The sequence below is a fragment of the Pseudomonas sp. LAMO17WK12:I5 genome (assembly GCF_900215165.1).
GTDB classification, from domain to species: domain Bacteria; phylum Pseudomonadota; class Gammaproteobacteria; order Pseudomonadales; family Pseudomonadaceae; genus Aquipseudomonas; species Aquipseudomonas putida_A.
This window is the reverse complement of the sequence record NZ_OBDS01000008.1, coordinates 95,672-111,783: the sequence shown is the minus strand read 5'-3', so window position 1 is coordinate 111,783 and position 16,112 is coordinate 95,672. Positions and strand designations below refer to the sequence as shown.

General features: G+C 60.6%; 17 protein-coding genes. 8 read left to right on the top strand and 9 right to left on the bottom strand.

The genetic code is table 11. The features are described 5' to 3' along the window. The first annotated feature begins 80 nt into the window (after positions 1-80). Positions 81-1,055 (top strand): HTH-type transcriptional regulator CysB, encoded by a 975-nt coding sequence (gene cysB / locus CRO59_RS15570; RefSeq protein WP_007908591.1) that lies wholly within the window; start codon positions 81-83, stop codon positions 1,053-1,055. A gap of 9 nt (positions 1,056-1,064) precedes the next feature. On the opposite strand, the gene CRO59_RS15565 is transcribed toward cysB, so the two are convergent. Continuing rightward, on the bottom strand, positions 1,065-1,547 hold the full coding sequence (locus tag CRO59_RS15565; RefSeq protein ID WP_097088309.1) for a GreA/GreB family elongation factor: 483 nt from the start codon (positions 1,545-1,547) through the stop codon (positions 1,065-1,067). Positions 1,548-1,549: 2 nt separating this feature from the next. Further along, positions 1,550-1,960, bottom strand: coding sequence for a hypothetical protein (locus CRO59_RS15560; protein WP_041069540.1), 411 nt, complete (start codon positions 1,958-1,960; stop codon positions 1,550-1,552). Positions 1,961-2,084: 124 nt separating this feature from the next. On the opposite strand from CRO59_RS15560, the gene earP reads away from it, so the two are divergent. Together earP and CRO59_RS15550 are read left to right on the top strand one after the other, a co-directional pair. Further along, the gene (gene earP, locus CRO59_RS15555; RefSeq protein ID WP_097088308.1) at positions 2,085-3,227 is read left to right on the top strand and encodes an elongation factor P maturation arginine rhamnosyltransferase EarP; all 1,143 of its coding nucleotides are present in this window, start codon (positions 2,085-2,087) and stop codon (positions 3,225-3,227) included. 48 nt (positions 3,228-3,275) lie between these two features. After that, positions 3,276-3,845 (top strand): elongation factor P, encoded by a 570-nt coding sequence (locus CRO59_RS15550; RefSeq protein ID WP_003226785.1) that lies wholly within the window; start codon positions 3,276-3,278, stop codon positions 3,843-3,845. Between the two features lie 184 nt (positions 3,846-4,029). On the opposite strand, the gene CRO59_RS15545 is transcribed toward CRO59_RS15550, so the two are convergent. The 4 genes from CRO59_RS15545 to CRO59_RS15530 all read right to left on the bottom strand — a co-directional run bounded on the left by CRO59_RS15545 (position 4,030) and on the right by CRO59_RS15530 (position 7,309). Continuing rightward, positions 4,030-5,040, bottom strand: coding sequence for an alpha/beta hydrolase (locus CRO59_RS15545; RefSeq protein ID WP_095137300.1), 1,011 nt, complete (start codon positions 5,038-5,040; stop codon positions 4,030-4,032). A gap of 34 nt (positions 5,041-5,074) precedes the next feature. Next, positions 5,075-5,494: an organic hydroperoxide resistance protein gene (locus tag CRO59_RS15540; RefSeq protein ID WP_027613448.1), complete on the bottom strand. Its 420-nt coding sequence runs from the start codon at positions 5,492-5,494 to the stop codon at positions 5,075-5,077. A gap of 320 nt (positions 5,495-5,814) precedes the next feature. Then, positions 5,815-6,279: a MarR family winged helix-turn-helix transcriptional regulator gene (locus CRO59_RS15535; protein ID WP_096794958.1), complete on the bottom strand. Its 465-nt coding sequence runs from the start codon at positions 6,277-6,279 to the stop codon at positions 5,815-5,817. A 73-nt stretch (positions 6,280-6,352) separates the two neighbouring features. After that, positions 6,353-7,309 carry a LysR family transcriptional regulator gene (locus tag CRO59_RS15530; protein ID WP_096794959.1) on the bottom strand — a complete coding sequence of 319 codons (957 nt, stop codon included), beginning with the start codon at positions 7,307-7,309 and terminating at the stop codon, positions 6,353-6,355. A 110-nt stretch (positions 7,310-7,419) separates the two neighbouring features. On the opposite strand from CRO59_RS15530, the gene CRO59_RS15525 reads away from it, so the two are divergent. Then, complete coding sequence (locus tag CRO59_RS15525) at positions 7,420-8,169, top strand: sulfite exporter TauE/SafE family protein (protein WP_027613445.1); 750 nt, start codon at positions 7,420-7,422, stop codon at positions 8,167-8,169. Here the strand turns inward: CRO59_RS15525 and CRO59_RS15520 are convergent. Beyond that, positions 8,159-9,013, bottom strand: coding sequence for a LysR substrate-binding domain-containing protein (locus CRO59_RS15520; protein ID WP_025113145.1), 855 nt, complete (start codon positions 9,011-9,013; stop codon positions 8,159-8,161). The genes CRO59_RS15525 and CRO59_RS15520 overlap by 11 nt on opposite strands. 96 nt (positions 9,014-9,109) lie before the next feature. On the opposite strand from CRO59_RS15520, the gene CRO59_RS15515 reads away from it, so the two are divergent. Together CRO59_RS15515 and CRO59_RS15510 are read left to right on the top strand one after the other, a co-directional pair. Then, positions 9,110-9,331: a DUF1127 domain-containing protein gene (locus tag CRO59_RS15515; protein WP_097088306.1), complete on the top strand. Its 222-nt coding sequence runs from the start codon at positions 9,110-9,112 to the stop codon at positions 9,329-9,331. 64 nt (positions 9,332-9,395) lie between these two features. Next, a complete protein-coding gene (locus CRO59_RS15510; RefSeq protein WP_097088305.1) occupies positions 9,396-10,622 on the top strand; it encodes a winged helix-turn-helix domain-containing protein in 1,227 nt (408 codons plus the stop codon). A 117-nt stretch (positions 10,623-10,739) separates the two neighbouring features. Here CRO59_RS15510 and CRO59_RS15505 read toward each other — a convergent pair whose 3' ends face one another. Next, on the bottom strand, positions 10,740-12,086 hold the full coding sequence (locus CRO59_RS15505) for a class II 3-deoxy-7-phosphoheptulonate synthase (RefSeq protein WP_097088303.1): 1,347 nt from the start codon (positions 12,084-12,086) through the stop codon (positions 10,740-10,742). Positions 12,087-12,239: 153 nt separating this feature from the next. On the opposite strand from CRO59_RS15505, the gene CRO59_RS15500 reads away from it, so the two are divergent. Further along, the gene (locus CRO59_RS15500; protein ID WP_027613441.1) at positions 12,240-12,995 is read left to right on the top strand and encodes a spermidine synthase; all 756 of its coding nucleotides are present in this window, start codon (positions 12,240-12,242) and stop codon (positions 12,993-12,995) included. 119 nt (positions 12,996-13,114) lie between these two features. Here the strand turns inward: CRO59_RS15500 and CRO59_RS15495 are convergent, their stop codons facing one another. Next, complete coding sequence (locus CRO59_RS15495) at positions 13,115-13,906, bottom strand: crotonase/enoyl-CoA hydratase family protein (RefSeq protein WP_097088301.1); 792 nt, start codon at positions 13,904-13,906, stop codon at positions 13,115-13,117. A gap of 421 nt (positions 13,907-14,327) precedes the next feature. On the opposite strand from CRO59_RS15495, the gene CRO59_RS15485 reads away from it, so the two are divergent. Further along, complete coding sequence (locus CRO59_RS15485; protein ID WP_027613439.1) at positions 14,328-16,001, top strand: DEAD/DEAH box helicase; 1,674 nt, start codon at positions 14,328-14,330, stop codon at positions 15,999-16,001. Positions 16,002-16,112: the final 111 nt, after the last annotated feature.

The window sequence follows — 16,112 nt, the reverse complement described above, 5'->3', positions numbered from 1 at the left end:
TAGATTTATTCATCAAACCATTAATATAGTTATATACCGTCGCTGATGCCCGTGGCGTCTACCTGCTTTGAGGGATACATATGAAGCTTCAACAATTGCGCTACATCTGGGAAGTGGCGCACCACGACCTCAACGTTTCCGCTACCGCCCAAAGCCTTTACACCTCGCAACCGGGTATCAGTAAACAGATCCGCCTGCTGGAAGACGAACTTGGCGTTGAAGTGTTTGCCCGCAGCGGCAAGCACCTGACCCGCGTCACCCCGGCCGGCGAGCGCATCATCACCACCGCGGGCGAAATCCTGCGCAAGGTTGAAAGCATCAAGCAGATTGCCCAGGAATTCTCCAACGAGAAAAAAGGCACCCTGTCGATCGCCACCACCCACACCCAGGCGCGTTATGCATTGCCGCCGGTGATCAGCAATTTCATCAAACAATACCCGGACGTGGCGCTGCACATGCACCAGGGTTCGCCAATGCAGATCGCCGAGATGGCCGCTGACGGCACCGTCGATTTCGCCATCGCCACCGAAGCGCTGGAGCTGTTCGGTGATCTGGTGATGATGCCGTGCTATCGCTGGAACCGCTGCGTGGTCGTGCCGCAGGGCCACCCGCTGACCAAGCTGCCGAAGCTGACCCTCGAAGCGCTGGCCGAATACCCGATCGTGACTTACGTGTTCGGTTTCACCGGCCGTTCGAAGCTCGACGAAGCGTTCAGCCATCGTGGCCTGACGCCGAAAGTGGTGTTCACCGCGGCCGACGCCGACGTGATCAAAACCTACGTGCGTCTGGGCCTGGGTGTGGGCATCGTCGCCAAGATGGCGGTCGACACCAAGCTCGATAACGACCTGGTGGTGCTGGATGCCAGCGAGCTGTTCGAGTCGAGCATCACCAAGATCGGTTTCCGTCGCGGTACTTTCCTGCGGGGCTTCATGTGCGACTTCATCGAGAAGTTCGCTCCACACCTGACCCGCGAAGTAATGGCCAAAGCCATCCAGTGCCACAACAAGCAGGAACTGGAAGAGCTGTTCGACGGCGTCGAACTGCCGGTCCACTAAGACCCTGCCTCAAAGCACCTCGGTGACAGCAAACTGTTGCCGGGTGCCCGCCACCAGAATCTCCACCTCATCACCTTCGAACTTGCCCAGCAGGCTTTTGCCCAGCGGCGAGCGCGGGGTGATGACGGTAATCGGCTGACCCACCACATCGACTTTCAGACCTGCCGCATCCGGGGCCAGAAACAGCCATTGCTCGCGGCCCTTTTCGTCCTCCAGACCGAGCAGGGCGCCGATCTCGATGCCGCGATTTTCGTCATAGGCACGCAGTGTCAGGTTCTGGCACAGCGCCAGTGACTGACGGATTTCCTCGACCCGTTTCGCCTGACCCGCCGCCAGATAGGAAGCCTCAAGCCCGAGCGTGTCGTATTTGTTCTCGGCGATGTTCTCTTCGTGGGTCGCGGTTTCGTAAGCGGTCTGCGCGGCGCGTTCGGCGATGTCGAGGTCGACGCGCAATTTGTTGAGGATCAGTTGGTGGACGGTGTGTTTATTCATGATCAATCGCAGAATTGCAAAACGTTGGCGCGGCTCTTTTCGCTCGGCGCGGTCTGGTCCTGTTGCAGCCAAAACTGGCATTTCGGATTTGACTGGTTGCGACTGCTGCCGCGAGCCTGATCCAGGCGCGCCTGCTGCTCGTTCTTGCGCAGGTTTTCTTCGTACTGTTCGAACAGCGGACTCTGTGGCGGAATGTCCGGTTGTACCTGAACCGCCGCTGGCGGCTTGGCCAGTTGCTGCACCGCCTGAGCAACCGGTGCCAGTTGCTCGGTCAACACAAAACGCGAAATCAGCCAGCAGGTCAGGGCGATGGCCAGAAAGCCCAGCCACATGCCCAGGGCGATGCTGCCGGTCAGTTGCAGTGCGCTAAGCTGAACGGGCAAGGGACGACGCGGGTTGGGGCGATAGGGCATGGTTGCCTCCTGGCGGATGATTGCGGGCAAGTGGCGATTGTCGCACGAAGATTAATCGCCGTCGGCTCTTCTGCGCGAGGTCATTTATGCGGACAATCAGCGCTTTTGCCAACGGGAGTCTTGCATGCCGGTACCGAAAACCCGCTGGGATATTTTTTGCACCGTGGTCGACAACTATGGCGACATCGGCGTGACCTGGCGTCTGGCCCGGCAACTGGTAGCCGAGCATGGGCTGGCGGTGCGCCTGTGGGTCGATGACCTGCGCGCCTTTGAACGTATCTGCCCCGAGATCGACATCCACCTGGCGCAGCAATCGCAGCAGGGCGTCGAGGTGCGGCATTGGCCGAGCGACTGGCCGCAGACGGAGGCGGCGGACGTGGTGATCGCCGCATTTGCCTGTCAGCTGCCATCGGCGTACATGGACGCCATGGCCGAGCGGCAACAGCCACCGCTGTGGATGAACCTCGATTACCTCAGCGCCGAAGACTGGGTCACCGGTTGTCACGGTTTGCCGTCGGTGAAGTACAAGTCGGTACAGAAATTCTTTTTCTTTCCCGGATTTCAACCGGGGACGGGCGGCTTGCTGCGTGAAAACGGTCTGCTTGAGCGGCGTCGGCGATTTCAGCAGGACGCGGCTGCGCAGCGACAATTCCTGCACGGCCTGGGCGTAGATCGCGCAGCTGACGCACAGCTGATCTCGTTGTTTGCCTACGAAAATGCCGGGCTGGCCAGTTGGCTGGATGCGTTGGCGGCCGATAGCACGCCGACCCATCTGCTGGTGCCGGAAGGGCGGATTCTCGGTGACGTTGCGCGCTGGCTCGGGGTCGATGCATTGGCTGTCGGCGATCTGGATGTGCGTCAGGCGCTGACGGTGCAGGTGCTGCCGTTCGTCCGTCAGGATCAATACGATCAGTTGCTGTGGTGCTGCGACTTCAACGCGGTGCGCGGTGAAGACTCGTTCGTCCGTGCACAGTGGGCCGGGCGACCGATGCTCTGGCACATCTATCAGCAGGACGAAGACATTCACCTGGACAAGCTCGATGCCTTTCTCGCGCTCTACACCAAAGGGCTTTCCCCGGCCGCTGCCGAGGCGATGAGCGGTCTGTGGCGGGCCTGGAGTGCCGGGAAACCGATCGGCGAGCACTGGCTCCAGGTCCGTAAACACTGGCCAGAACTGCAGGAAAACGCCGAGCAATGGTGTCTGGAACAAGGCTTGCAGGCGGATCTTGCCACGGCGCTGGTACAGTTTTACCTAAATTGGATATGATACGCGGCCTAGATTTTTGTAAATCCCATCCAAATTCGGATATTCGCAATGAAAACTGGTAAAGAACTCAAACCCGGTACCGTGATCCGTATCGACAACGATCCTTGGCTGGTTCAGAAAGCTGAATTCACCAAGTCGGGCCGTAACAGCGCGATCATGAAGACCAAGCTGAAGAACCTGCTGACCGGTTACAAGACCGAAACCGTTTACGGTGCGGACGACAAGCTGGACGACGTGATCCTCGACCGCAAAGAAGCGACCCTGTCCTTCATCAGCGGCGACACCTACACGTTCATGGACACCACTGACTACACCATGTACGAACTGAACGCCGAAGACATCGAAAGCGTTCTGCCTTTCGTTGAAGAAGGCATGACCGACGTTTGCGAAGCCGTGTTCTTCGAAGAGCGTCTGGTTTCCGTAGAACTGCCGACCACCATCGTGCGTCAGGTTGACTACACCGAAGGTTCCGCTCGCGGTGACACTTCCGGCAAGGTGATGAAGCCTGCCAAACTGAAGAACGGTACCGAGCTGTCGGTTGCTGACTTCATCGAAATCGGCGACATGATCGAGATCGATACCCGCGAAGGCGGTTCCTACAAAGGCCGTGCCAAATAAGCACTGCTTTTTACGGAAAGAAAAAGCCCGACCATTGAGTCGGGCTTTTTTGTGTCTGCGTTTTGCGCTTCACGCCTGTCCCCTGTGGGAGCGAGCCTGCTCGCGAATGCGTTCTGTCAGTCAGCACACAACCGGATGACACACCGCTTTCGCGAGCAGGCTCGCTCCCACAATGGGATGGTGGTTACTTCAAGTGTTGCTTGAGTTCCTCAGACGCCTGCAACATCGCCGAACGCACCGCCGGCACCTGGCTGACCACGTTGAGCAAGCCGTAATCGTGAATCATGCCGTTGTACCGTACCGACGTTACCGCTACACCCGCCTCGTCGAGTTTGCGTGCGTACGCTTCACCTTCATCACGCAATACATCGGCGCTGGCGGTCTGCACCAGTGCTGGCGGCAGGCCCTTCAATTGCGCGGTGGTTGCTCGCAACGGCGAGGCATAGATCTCGTTACGCTGTTTGGCATCGGTGGTGTAGTTGTCCCAGAACCACTTCATCATGTTGCGTGTGAGGAAGTGCCCTTCGGCGTATTGGTTATACGAGCCCGTGTCGAAACTGGCGTCCGTCACAGGCCACAGCAGTACCTGGAATCTGATCGCCGGGGTGCCTTGGTCTTTGGCCATCAGCGCCACCACGGCCGCCATGTTACCGCCGACACTGTTGCCCGCCACGGCCAGACGCTGGCCGTCGACATTGATCTCTTTACCGTGCTCGGCGACCCACTTTGTCGCGGCGTAGGCCTGGTTGATCGCCACCGGGTAATGCGCTTCCGGAGACGGCGTGTAATTGACGAAGACTGCCGCCGCGCCCGAACCGACCACCAGATCGCGCACCAGCCGTTCGTGGGTCGGGAAATCGCCCAGTACCCAGCCGCCACCATGGAAGAACATGAACACCGGCAGCTCGCCCTTGACCCCGGCCGGCCGGACGATGGTCAGCTGCAACGGTTGGCCATTGACCTGAATGGTCTTCTCGCTGACGTCTGCTTTGGGCAGCGTCAGCTTGACCCCCGACTGCGCGCCGACCAGCACGGCGCGGGCGTCTTTGGGTGTCAGCTGTTCTATCGGCTTGCCGGTGCCGGCATTCAACACATCGAGAAAGGCCTGAGTGTTGTGTTCGACATCACCGGCGAACGCACTGTGGATGGACAGGGCGAGAAGGGTACCGGTCAAGACTTTGCTGAAAGTGTTCATGTTCATTTCCTGTTCGGGCCTGGGGCGTCAGTGCTTAAACGGTGACGTGCAGACGCACGTCGACGTTGCCACGGGTGGCGTTGGAGTACGGGCAGACCTGGTGCGCCGCGTCGACCAGTGTCTGCGCGTCGGCTTGTTCCAGACCCGGCAGGCTGATGTGCAGGTCAATGTCCAGACCGAAGCCGCCAGGGATCTGGCCGATACCGACATGAGCAGTGATCGAGGCATCGTCGGGGATTTTGCGTTTGGTCTGGCTGGCGACGAATTTCAGTGCGCCGATGAAGCAGGCCGAGTAACCGGCAGCGAACAGTTGCTCAGGGTTGGTCGCTGCGCCGCCGGCACCGCCGAGTTCTTTCGGGGTAGCGAGTTTGACGTCGAGGATGTTGTCGCTGGAGATCGCACGACCATCACGGCCGCCAGTGGAGGTTGCGATTGCAGTGTAGAGAGTTTGCATGGTGTGGGCCTCGTTGGGTGTCTGTTTTTGCGCTAATTGTTTGCGCGCTAAGTAAGTGCGATAGGAATGTAGCTCGCTAATGTTTAGTGCGCAAGATAATTTTCTGAAAAATATGCGCTTCGACGAAGGACTGGTTCGTTTGGTTAGCCTGGAAGGCGCGGTTTAGAGAGGATGGCGGGAAGGTCAGGCGTGGAAAAATATTTTTCAGACAACGAGATTACCTGTAGGAGTGAGCCTGCTCGCGATAGCGATGCAGCAGTCAACACGATGGCGGCGCGTTCACCGCTATCGCGAGCAGGCTCACTCCTACAGTGGCGGGCTCAGGCCAAACTGTTTTGCAGATGGTTGCGTAGGGCTTGCAACTCAGATTGAAGCTTCTGCAGGCGTTCGAGGGTGAAACCACTGGCGCCGAGGATGCATTGTGGAATGGTTTGCGCCTTGTCGCGCAGTGCTCGACCTTGCTCGGTCAACTCGACAATCACCACACGCTCATCTTCACGACTGCGCGTGCGGCTGAGCAAGCCTTCACCTTCTAGCCGTTTGAGCAACGGTGTCAGCGAGCCTGGATCGGTCAGCAACCGCGTGCTGATTTCGCCCACGGTCAAACCATCCTTTTCCCACAGCACCATCATCGCCAGATACTGCGGATAGGTCAGGCCCAGCGCTTGCAGCAGCGGCTTGTAGACCTTGGTCATCATCAGCGAAGTGGAATGCAGGGCGAAGCAGGCCTGATTATCCAGCAGCAGGTGATCGCAGTTGTCGGGGGTGTCGCGTTCGGTGGTCATGGCAAAGCCTTGTTCGGTGATGGGCTTGAATCTAGCGCCCGAATGTTTAATGCGCCAGATAATTATCCAGGATCTAGTGTCGGCCCAGCTCGCGTTGCAGCGCCAGATCCCACGGTGGCACCGGGCTGAAGCGGGTCTTGAGGTATTCCAGAAGCAGACGGCTGCGCGAGTGGGTCTGCTGTTCCATGCGCAGCGCATAGATGCCGGTGCTTTCCGGTTGCGGCAGGCCGTTCTCGCAGAACAGCGGCAGCAGTTCGCCGCGCAGCAGGTACTCACTGGCCAGCCAGGTCGGCAAATGCGCGATGCCCAGCCCGGCCAGAGCACCGCACACCAGCGCTTCGGCATTGTTGGCGCTCATGCGGATGCGCGCGGGGCGATGCAGTTGCATTTGCCCGTCCAGTTCGAAGCGCCAGGCGAAGGGCGGGGCGAGACCTTCCCAATCCAGCCCGTCATGTTCACTCAACTGCGCGGGATGGCGCGGTGCGCCACGGCGTTTGAGGTAGTCGGGGCTGGCGCAGGCAATGCGCACCATGCTCGCCAGCGGCGTGGCGACCAGCCGCGTATCGGCCATTTGCCCGGCGCGCAGCACCAGATCGACTTTGCCCAGATTCGAGCCGTGCATGTCGATGAAGCTGTCGATCAGGTGCAACTGCACGTCGAGGCCCGGGTACAGCACCAGAAAGTCAGCGATGACCGGCGCGAGATGGCGGCGACCAAAAGCGGCCGGGGCATCGATGCGAATCAAGCCTTCCGGCGCACTGCTCAACGACACCGCCTCGGCGCGGGCCAGTTGCAGTTCGCTGACGATGCGTCGTGCTCGCTCGGCAAACGCTAGACCTGCCGGGGTCGCCCGCACGGCGTGGGTGCTGCGAATGAACAACTGGCTGCCGACCGCGCTTTCCAGGCTGTCGATGCGCCGCGCCACGGCGGAAGGCGTCAGCGGATGCCGACGAGAAGCTGCAGAAAAACTGCCGCTCTCCAGTACATCGAGAAACAGTCCGAGCTGTTCGGTCAACTGATTGGGATTCATGAGTGCTACGGTGCTTGTGCGACATTGGCATAGCCATTGTGCGTTGCTGTGCGTTTCCCCGCCAGCCTCGACTGCGTAGGATGAATCGCCTGACGGATGAGGACATCGCTGTGATCGAGTTTTTGTTGTACCTGCTGTTTGGCGCCGCCCTTGGCACATTGGGCGGGATCTTCGGCATCGGCGGTGGTTTGATCGCCATCCCGCTGCTGGGCGTGTGGTTTGGCCTCGATCAGCAGATCGCCCAAGGCACGGCGCTGGTGATGGTGGTGCCGAACGTGATGCTGGCGCTGTGGCGCTATCATCAGCGCAATCGCATCGAGCTGCGTCATGCGCTGCCGTTGGCGGTCATGGGTTTTTGCTTTGCGTGGATCGGTTCGATCTGGGCGGTGGGCATCGATGCGCAAACCATGCGTATCGGCTTTGTCGCTTTCCTTGTGGTGCTCTCGGCGTACAACCTGCTGAAGATGTTCGGCAAGAAAACCGCCGTGACCTCCGAAATGCGTTACTCATGGCCATGGCTCGGTGTTTTGGGCGCAGCGTCCGGGACCATGGGCGGTTTGTTCGGTGTCGGCGGGGCCGTGGTGGCGACGCCAGTGCTGACCAGTCTGTTCGGCACCAGCCAAGTGGTTGCTCAAGGCTTGTCGCTGGCTCTGGCGTTGCCAAGCACCGGCGTGACCCTGGTGACCTACGCGGTGCATCACGAAGTGGACTGGATGATCGGCCTGCCGCTGGCCATCGGCGGTCTGGCCAGCATCAGTTGGGGGGTGAAAGTCGCCCACGCCATGCCGGAAAGGCTCCTGCGCGGGCTGTTCTGCGGTTTTCTGGTGCTGTGCGCGGTGATGCTCGCGTTTAAAGTTTGAAGCCTTCGACGATGTGTTCGGCCAGGCATTCGGTGATCGGCGACGGATTGTTCAGGTTGCGGATCAGCATGATGCTGGCCTCGGGCAACAGCGGCAAATCTTCGGCGGCGCCAAGAATGCGCATGTCCGGGGTGATCAGGCTTTCCAGTTGCGCGGTGATCGCCAGACCCGCGCTCACCACCGCCATCAGCGCCGACAGGCTGGTGCTGTTGTAGGCGATGCGGTAGTCGCGGCCCATCGCGTCCAGCGCATTGCAGGCCCACAAACGGCAGAAACAATCACTGTTGAACATCGCCAGCGGCAACGGCGTCTGCTCGTGGGCGCTGAAATTCTGCGCCTCGGCCCAGACGAAACGCTCCTTTCGCAGCAACTGACCGATCTCGTTGCCCGGCTCGCGGGTGACGATCGACAAGTCCAGATCGGTGCGCTGCAACAGCTGTTTGCTGGATTCGCAGTGCACTTCGATCTGGATCAGCGGGTAGAACTGAGCGAACCGCGAGAGGATCCCCGGCAGAAACCGCATCACGTAATCATCCGGCGTGCCAATGCGCACAGTGCCAACCATGTGCGGCTCGCGCAGCGTGTTGAACACTTCGCTGTGCAATTTCAGGATGCGTCGCGCATAACCCAACAGCACCTGGCCTTCGGCGGTCAGACGTACCTGGCGGCCGTCGCGCTCGAACAACTGACGTTGCAGCACATCTTCTTCGAGGCGCTTCATCTGCATGCTCACCGCCGATTGCGTGCGGTTGACCATCTCGCCGGCGCGGGTAAAACCGCCCTGATCGGCAATCGCGACGAAGGTGCGCAGGACATCGGTATCGATACTGGGGTAGGCCGACAATTGATGAATCTCCGTGATGAATGCCATCAGAAACATTCGTTGGATTGATCTTAGCGCCAGCGCGAGACTTGAGCCATCCACAAGGAGGGCAACACGATGAAAGGTCAAAGAGAGTATGTAGACGACGCAAAATTTTCCGGCCACGGGCATATCGTTTCCGACCTGCTGCACAAGTTTAGCCGCTGGTACGAACTGCACCGTGAGCGTGAGTTGCTTGCCAGCCTGAGCGACGAAGCGCTGAAGGACATCGGGGTCAGCCGTGCCGACGTCGAACACGAGGCCATTCGGCCGTTCTGGGACGATCCGATGCATAAATGATCAGGGCCTTACTACACAAACCACTTTCAGGTGAGGTAGGTTGCGAGCAGACAAGGAGATGCTCATGCCCGCGACTCTGGCCTTTTCTCTCAAACAGGCGCGACGACTGGCGCTGGCTGCCCAAGGGTTCAACGGGCGCCAGCCGCCGACCGTCAAGGCGCCGCAACTCAACCGGCTGATCGAACGGCTGGGGCTGTTGCAGATCGACTCCGTCAACGCTGTGGTGCGCTCGCACTACCTGCCGCTGTTTTCCCGTCTGGGTTCCTATTCTTCCGATCTGCTCGACCAGGCTGCCTGGAGTTCGGGCCGTCGGCGCACGCTGTTCGAATACTGGGGCCACGAAGCGTCGTTGCTGCCGCTGGCGATGTATCCGTTGATGGGGTGGCGGATGCAGCGGGCCAGAACTGGCAGAGACATCTATCAGCAACTGGCGAAGTTTGGTCTTGAGCAGCAGGACGTCGTGCGCCGGGTTTTAAGCGCGGTTGAGGCGCGCGGTGCATTGGGCGCCGGCAGTCTGTCGACCCGCGAGGACAAGGCCGGGCAATGGTGGGACTGGAGCGCGGAAAAGCATGCGCTGGAATGGTTGTTCGCCGCCGGTGAAGTGACAGTCGCCGGCCGCCGCGGTTTTGAGCGTTTGTATGATTTGCCGGAGCGGGTGATCCCGACGTCGATTCTGCAGCAGCCGTTGCCGGATGAAGCCGAAGCGCAACGTGGTTTGCTGCTGCACGCGGCCCAGGCACTGGGCGTCGGCACGGAAAAGGATCTGCGCGATTATTTCCGCTTGAACCCTGGCGATGCGCGACCGCGTCTGGCGGAGCTGGTCGAGGACGGGCAATTGCAGACCTGCGAAGTCGCTGGCTGGCGACAGATCGCCTACTGCCTGCCGCAGCCGAAAGTCCCACGTAAAGTCATCGCCAGTGCGCTGTTGTCACCGTTCGATTCGCTGATCTGGGAGCGCAGTCGCACCGAGCGCTTGTTCGATTTTCGCTATCGGCTGGAGATCTATACGCCGCAGGACAAGCGGGTCTACGGCTATTACGTGTTGCCGTTTCTGCACAACGAGCGGATTGCCGCGCGGGTCGATTTGCGCGCCGAGCGGGCGTCGGGACGATTGGCGGTGCATGCAGTGCACGAGGAAGAGCCGGGGCTGGACGAAGAGGGGATGCTGGCGCTGGCGTTGAATTTGCGGCAGATGGCCGATTGGCTGGGGCTTGCGCGAGTGCAGCTTAATTGTCAGCGCGAGAGTGCGGGGCGTTTGCGGGTGGCATTGGCTGAAGTCTGTAGTGACTGAGCTGGCCTCTTCGCGAACAGGCTCGCTCCCACATGGGTTTTGTGTACGACACAGATCCAGTATGGGAGCGGGCTTGCTCGCGAAGGCGGCCTGCCCGACGCTAAAAATCTGACTGATTCAGCGGCGGACTTGTTTCAGGGTTTCCGCGATCAAAAACGCCAGTTCCAGCGACTGATCGGCATTCATCCGCGGGTCACAGTGGGTGTGATAACGATCCGACAACCCATCTTCAGTGATCGGCCGCGCACCACCGATGCACTCGGTGACGTTCTGCCCGGTCATCTCGATGTGAATCCCGCCGGCATAAGTGCCCTCGGCTTCGTGCACCTGGAAGAACTGCTTCACCTCACCCAGGATCTGCGCGAAGTCGCGGGTCTTGTAGCCGCTGCTGGCCTTGATGGTGTTGCCATGCATCGGGTCGGAGCTCCACAGCACCTGTTTGCCCTCACGCTGCACCGCGCGGATCAGCGCCGGCAGGTGATCGCCGACCTTGTTCGCGCCCATCCGCGCAATCAGGTTCAGGCGCCCCGGATCGTTGTCCGGGTTGAGCACGTCGATCAGGCGAATCAGATCATCCGGGTTCATGCTCGGGCCGACTTTCACCCCGATCGGGTTGTTCACCCCGCGCAGGAATTCGACGTGAGCGCCGTCGAGCTGACGGGTGCGGTCGCCGATCCACAGCATGTGCGCCGAGCAATCGTAGTAATCGTTGGTCAGGCTGTCGCGACGCACGAAGGCTTCTTCGTAGTTCAGCAGCAGCGCTTCGTGGGCAGTGAAGAAACTGGTTTCGCGCAGTTGCGGCGAGCTGTCCATGCCACAGGCGCGCATGAACGCCAGGGTTTCATCGATGCGGTCGGCGAGGTGGCTGTACTTCTCGGCCAGTGCCGAGTTGGCGATGAAGTCCAGGTTCCACTTGTGCACTTGATGCAAATCGGCAAAACCGCCCTGGGCGAAGGCGCGCAACAGGTTCAGGGTGGCGGTGGACTGGTGGTACGACTGCAGCAGGCGCTCCGGATCCGGCACGCGGCTCTTTTCGTCGAAGCCGATACCGTTGACGATGTCGCCACGGTAGGCCGGCAGGGTCACGCCGTCGATAGTTTCATCGTTGGCCGAGCGCGGCTTGGCGAACTGGCCGGCCATGCGCCCGACCTTGACCACCGGGCAACCGGCGGCGAAGGTCATGACGATCGCCATTTGCAGCAATACTTTGAACGTGTCGCGAATCTTCGCCGCCGAGAACTCGGCAAAGCTTTCCGCGCAATCGCCGCCCTGCAGCAGGAACGCCCGGCCCTGAGTCACTTCGGCAAATTGACGGCGCAGCTCGCGTGCTTCGCCGGCAAACACCAGCGGCGGATAACTGGCCAGGGTCTGCTCGACCTGGCGCAGATGCGCCGTGTCAGGGTATTGGGGTTGTTGCTGGATCGGCAGGGCGCGCCAGCTGTCAGGGCTCCACGGTTGGCTCATCACGGTCTCTAATTGGTTCTACGCACGGGAAGCCCATGGTAGCAGTAATTAGTGCGTGACCTGCTCCCGCCCCATCACCGACAATCGCCGCTTTTCCACGGCGCCGCAGCGGTGCCATCGCGTCACCGCGCCCGGTGACCATCAGGAGACGAAATGACTGAGGAGCGCGTCGAGCTGTTGCTCGCCGAGGTACAGGATGAGTTCGGCGTGATTCGCGTGCTGGAAGTGGCCGATTACCGCTTTCTGGAATTTGGCGATGCCATCGAGCAGAGCTGCGTGTTCACCGCCGATCCGAGCTGGCTCGAATATGACTACACCCGGGCGATGCTGATTGGCGCGTTGTGCCATGAGCAACCGGAGAGCGCACTGTTTCTCGGCCTCGGTGCCGGCACGCTGACTCAGGCCTGCCTCAAGTTCCTGCCGCTGGAAGACGTCGAAGCCATCGAACTGCGCCCGGACGTGCCGCGTCTGGCGATCGAGTACCTGGGGCTGGATGATGATCCACGTTTGTACATTCGGGTCGGCGATGCGCTGGAACTGCTACCGACGGCCGAGCCTGCGGATCTGATCTTTGTCGATCTGTACACCGATGTCGGCCCGGGTGTCGGGCACCTGGCCTGGAGTTTTCTCGGCGACTGTCAGAAGCGTCTGAACCCGGGCGGCTGGCTGGTGATCAACCAGTGGGCTACCGATGACGGCAAACCGTTGGGCGCGGCGTTGTTGCGCGGGCTCTATCACCGGCATTACTGGGAGCTGCCGGTGAAGGAGGGCAATGTGATTCTGATTGTGCCGGCGGATCTCGATCAGGAACTCGACATGCAGGCGCTGACCGCCCGCGCCGAAGTGCTGGCGCCACGGCTGGGTTATTCGCTGCAGTCGTTGATCAAGGCGATTCGCCCGGCGACCTGAGTTGTCAGTGATGGCCCCTTCGCGAGCAGGCTCGCTCCCACATGGGTCCTGTGGCACTCACACAATTTTCTGTGGGAGCGAGCCTGCTCGCGAAGAGGGCCTGATAACCCGCGAATATTTCAGATCCCTTTGAAGATGCCCGGGCGCCGCTCCACCAGCGACCGCACCCCCTCCTTGGCATCCTCACTTCCCAGCAACTTCTTCACCAGCGCCGGCAATCCCTGCGCCGCCGCCGTCTCGCCTTCATACCGCGCCTGGCGCGCCGACATCAGCGTTGCCTGCACCCCCAACGGTGCCTGCCGGGCAATCCGTTCGGCCAGTTCGATCGCCCGCGGCAACAGATCCTCACTGGCCATCACTTCCTGCACCAAACCCAGACGCAACGCATCGTGTGCATCAAACTCATCGCCGGTCAGCAACCAGCGCATCGCGTTGCCCCAACCGGCCACCTGGTGAAAGCGCAATGTCGCGCCCCCAAACGGAAAAATCCCCCGCTGCACTTCCATTTGCGCGAAGCGGGTATTGCTCGCGCACAGGTTGATATCCGCGGCCAGCATCAACTCGATACCGATGGTCAGGCAGTAGCCCTGCGCGGCGACAATTACCGGTTTGCTGACCCGTGGACCAACGAAAACACCCCATGGGTCGCAACCACCGGTCGGAACCTGCCAGCCTTCGGCGAGGGCGGCGCTGGCGTTGAGCAGATCCAGACCGGCGGTAAAGTGTTCGCCATGCCCGAACACCACCGCCACCCGCGCCTCGCTGTCGGCCTCGAACTCGCCGTAGGCCAGGCTCAAGTCATTGAGCAGATCGAGGTCGAAGGCGTTGCGTTTGGCGGGCCGGTCGAGGCCGATCAAGTGGATATGACCTCGACGTTCACGGCTGACGCGGCCGGGGCAGGGCTGATTCATGGAGAAATCCTCGGGCGGGAAGGGCGGGTGCAGCGACGGTATGCCGCACATCGATGAATCGTTTAAGCGTCATCACCCGCAGGGCCGGGCCTTTGCAAAATAGACCTTTGCACGATTATCCGCAAAACCCCGTTACACAGCGGTGACACACCGATTCAGGCGATAAAAAAAGCTCCCTTTTCGGGCAAATTCCGGTATAGTGCGCGCCGGCCTTTAACCGGGCCGCGTTTAGGTAGCGCAATTCCCCGAAGTCAGCTTCGGCTGCACGTCCGCACTGCGGGCTCTTCCTTGACGATTCTTTTTCATTCATACGTTTTCGCAAATCCCCGCCGACAAAGCTGCCAGGGCGACTCTTGAGTCTCAACACGGCATGTGCAGCTTTGGAGCATGGGTCTTTGCGGATGCACTTAGAGGCAGACCCATGACCCAGGAAATCGGCGGCTTCGCCGCTCTTGAACTTCATCCCAATATTGTCGCTGCAGTAGTCGCTACCGGCTATGAAGAGCCTTCGGCCATTCAGCAGCAGTCGATCCCGATCATCCTCGCCGGTCACGATATGATTGGTCAGGCGCAAACCGGTACCGGTAAAACCGCTGCCTTTGCCCTGCCTATCCTGCACCGCATTGATCCGTCCAAGCGCGAGCCGCAAGCTCTGATCCTGGCCCCAACTCGTGAGTTGGCGCTACAAGTTGCAACCGCTTTCGAAACTTACGCCAAGCAAATGCCGGGCGTAACTGTTGTGGCTGTCTACGGCGGCGCGCCGATGGGCCCACAATTGAAAGCAATCCGTAATGGCGCACAGATCGTTGTCGCCACTCCGGGCCGTCTGTGCGACCACCTGCGTCGCGACGAAAAAGTCCTCGCTACCGTGAACCACCTGGTTCTGGACGAAGCAGACGAAATGCTCAAACTCGGTTTCATGGACGACCTGGAAGTGATCTTCAAGGCCATGCCGGAAACCCGTCAGACCGTATTGTTCTCGGCAACCCTGCCGCAGTCGATCCGTGCCATCGCCGAGCGCCACCTGCGCGATCCGAAGCACGTGAAGATCCAGAGCAAGACCCAGACCGTTACCGCGATCGAACAGGCTCACCTGTTGGTTCACGCTGACCAGAAGACCTCCGCCGTTCTCAGCTTGCTGGAAGTGGAAGACTTCGACGCGCTGATCATGTTCGTGCGCACCAAGCAAGCGACCCTGGATCTGGCCAGTGCCCTCGACGCCAAAGGCTACAAAGCTGCTGCGCTGAACGGTGACATCGCCCAGAACCAGCGTGAGCGCGTGATCGACTCGCTGAAAGATGGCCGTCTGGACATCGTTGTCGCGACCGACGTGGCTGCCCGTGGTCTGGACGTTCCGCGCATCACCCACGTGTTCAACGTGGACATGCCGTACGACCCGGAATCCTACGTGCACCGTATCGGCCGTACCGGCCGTGCCGGTCGCGAAGGTCGTGCGCTGCTGCTGGTGACTCCGCGTGAGCGCCGCATGCTGCAAGTGATCGAGCGTGTCACCGGTCAGAAGGTTGCCGAAGTTCGCCTGCCGGACGCTCAGGCTGTTCTCGATGCACGCATCAAGAAACTGACCAACAGCCTGTCGCCGCTGGTCGCTGATGCCGAGTCGACTCACGGCGAACTGCTGGATCGCCTGACCGCTGACATCGGTTGCACCCCGCGTGCCCTGGCTGCAGCTCTGCTGCGCAAGGCTACCAACGGTCAAGCGCTGAACCTGGCGGCGATCGAGAAGGAACGCCCACTGGTGCCGAACAATGCACCGCGTGGCGACCGTCCTGAGCGTTCCGGTGATCGTCCTGAGCGTGGTGACCGCGAGCGTCGCGCGCCAATGCCTCTGGGCGAAGGTCGTGCCCGTTGCCGTACCGCGCTGGGTGCGCGTGACGGTATCGCCGCCAAGAACCTGCTGGGCGCCATCCTCAACGAAGGTGGTCTGGCCCGCGAAGCGATCGGTCGCATCCAGGTGCGTGACAGCTTCAGCCTCGTCGAGCTGCCGGAAGATGGTCTGGACAAACTCCTGACCAAGCTGAAGGACACTCGCGTCGCTGGCAAGCAGCTGAAACTGCGTCGCTACCGCGAAGATTGATCCGCCCTTGGGCTGATTGATCGAACATGAAAAATCCCCGACTGGTTCGGGGATTTTTTTGCCTGCTTTTTGCCTCGCCCCACAACCCTGTGGGAGCTGGCTTGCCAGCGA

Bases quoted from the DNA above. Each gene is read 5' to 3' on its own strand.
- earP (WP_097088308.1), top strand. From the start codon at position 2,085: ATGCCGGTACCGAAAACCCGCTGGGATATTTTTTGCACCGTGGTCGAC.
- cysB (WP_007908591.1), top strand. From the start codon at position 81: ATGAAGCTTCAACAATTGCGCTACATCTGGGAAGTGGCGCACCACGAC.
- CRO59_RS15510 (WP_097088305.1), top strand. From the start codon at position 9,396: ATGCCCGCGACTCTGGCCTTTTCTCTCAAACAGGCGCGACGACTGGCG.
- CRO59_RS15505 (WP_097088303.1), bottom strand. From the start codon at position 12,086: ATGAGCCAACCGTGGAGCCCTGACAGCTGGCGCGCCCTGCCGATCCAG.
- CRO59_RS15495 (WP_097088301.1), bottom strand. From the start codon at position 13,906: ATGAATCAGCCCTGCCCCGGCCGCGTCAGCCGTGAACGTCGAGGTCAT.
- CRO59_RS15540 (WP_027613448.1), bottom strand. From the start codon at position 5,494: ATGCAAACTCTCTACACTGCAATCGCAACCTCCACTGGCGGCCGTGAT.
- CRO59_RS15565 (WP_097088309.1), bottom strand. From the start codon at position 1,547: ATGAATAAACACACCGTCCACCAACTGATCCTCAACAAATTGCGCGTC.
- CRO59_RS15550 (WP_003226785.1), top strand. From the start codon at position 3,276: ATGAAAACTGGTAAAGAACTCAAACCCGGTACCGTGATCCGTATCGAC.
- CRO59_RS15485 (WP_027613439.1), top strand. From the start codon at position 14,328: ATGACCCAGGAAATCGGCGGCTTCGCCGCTCTTGAACTTCATCCCAAT.
- CRO59_RS15515 (WP_097088306.1), top strand. From the start codon at position 9,110: ATGAAAGGTCAAAGAGAGTATGTAGACGACGCAAAATTTTCCGGCCAC.
- CRO59_RS15535 (WP_096794958.1), bottom strand. From the start codon at position 6,279: ATGACCACCGAACGCGACACCCCCGACAACTGCGATCACCTGCTGCTG.
- CRO59_RS15530 (WP_096794959.1), bottom strand. From the start codon at position 7,309: ATGAATCCCAATCAGTTGACCGAACAGCTCGGACTGTTTCTCGATGTA.
- CRO59_RS15500 (WP_027613441.1), top strand. From the start codon at position 12,240: ATGACTGAGGAGCGCGTCGAGCTGTTGCTCGCCGAGGTACAGGATGAG.
- CRO59_RS15545 (WP_095137300.1), bottom strand. From the start codon at position 5,040: ATGAACACTTTCAGCAAAGTCTTGACCGGTACCCTTCTCGCCCTGTCC.
- CRO59_RS15560 (WP_041069540.1), bottom strand. From the start codon at position 1,960: ATGCCCTATCGCCCCAACCCGCGTCGTCCCTTGCCCGTTCAGCTTAGC.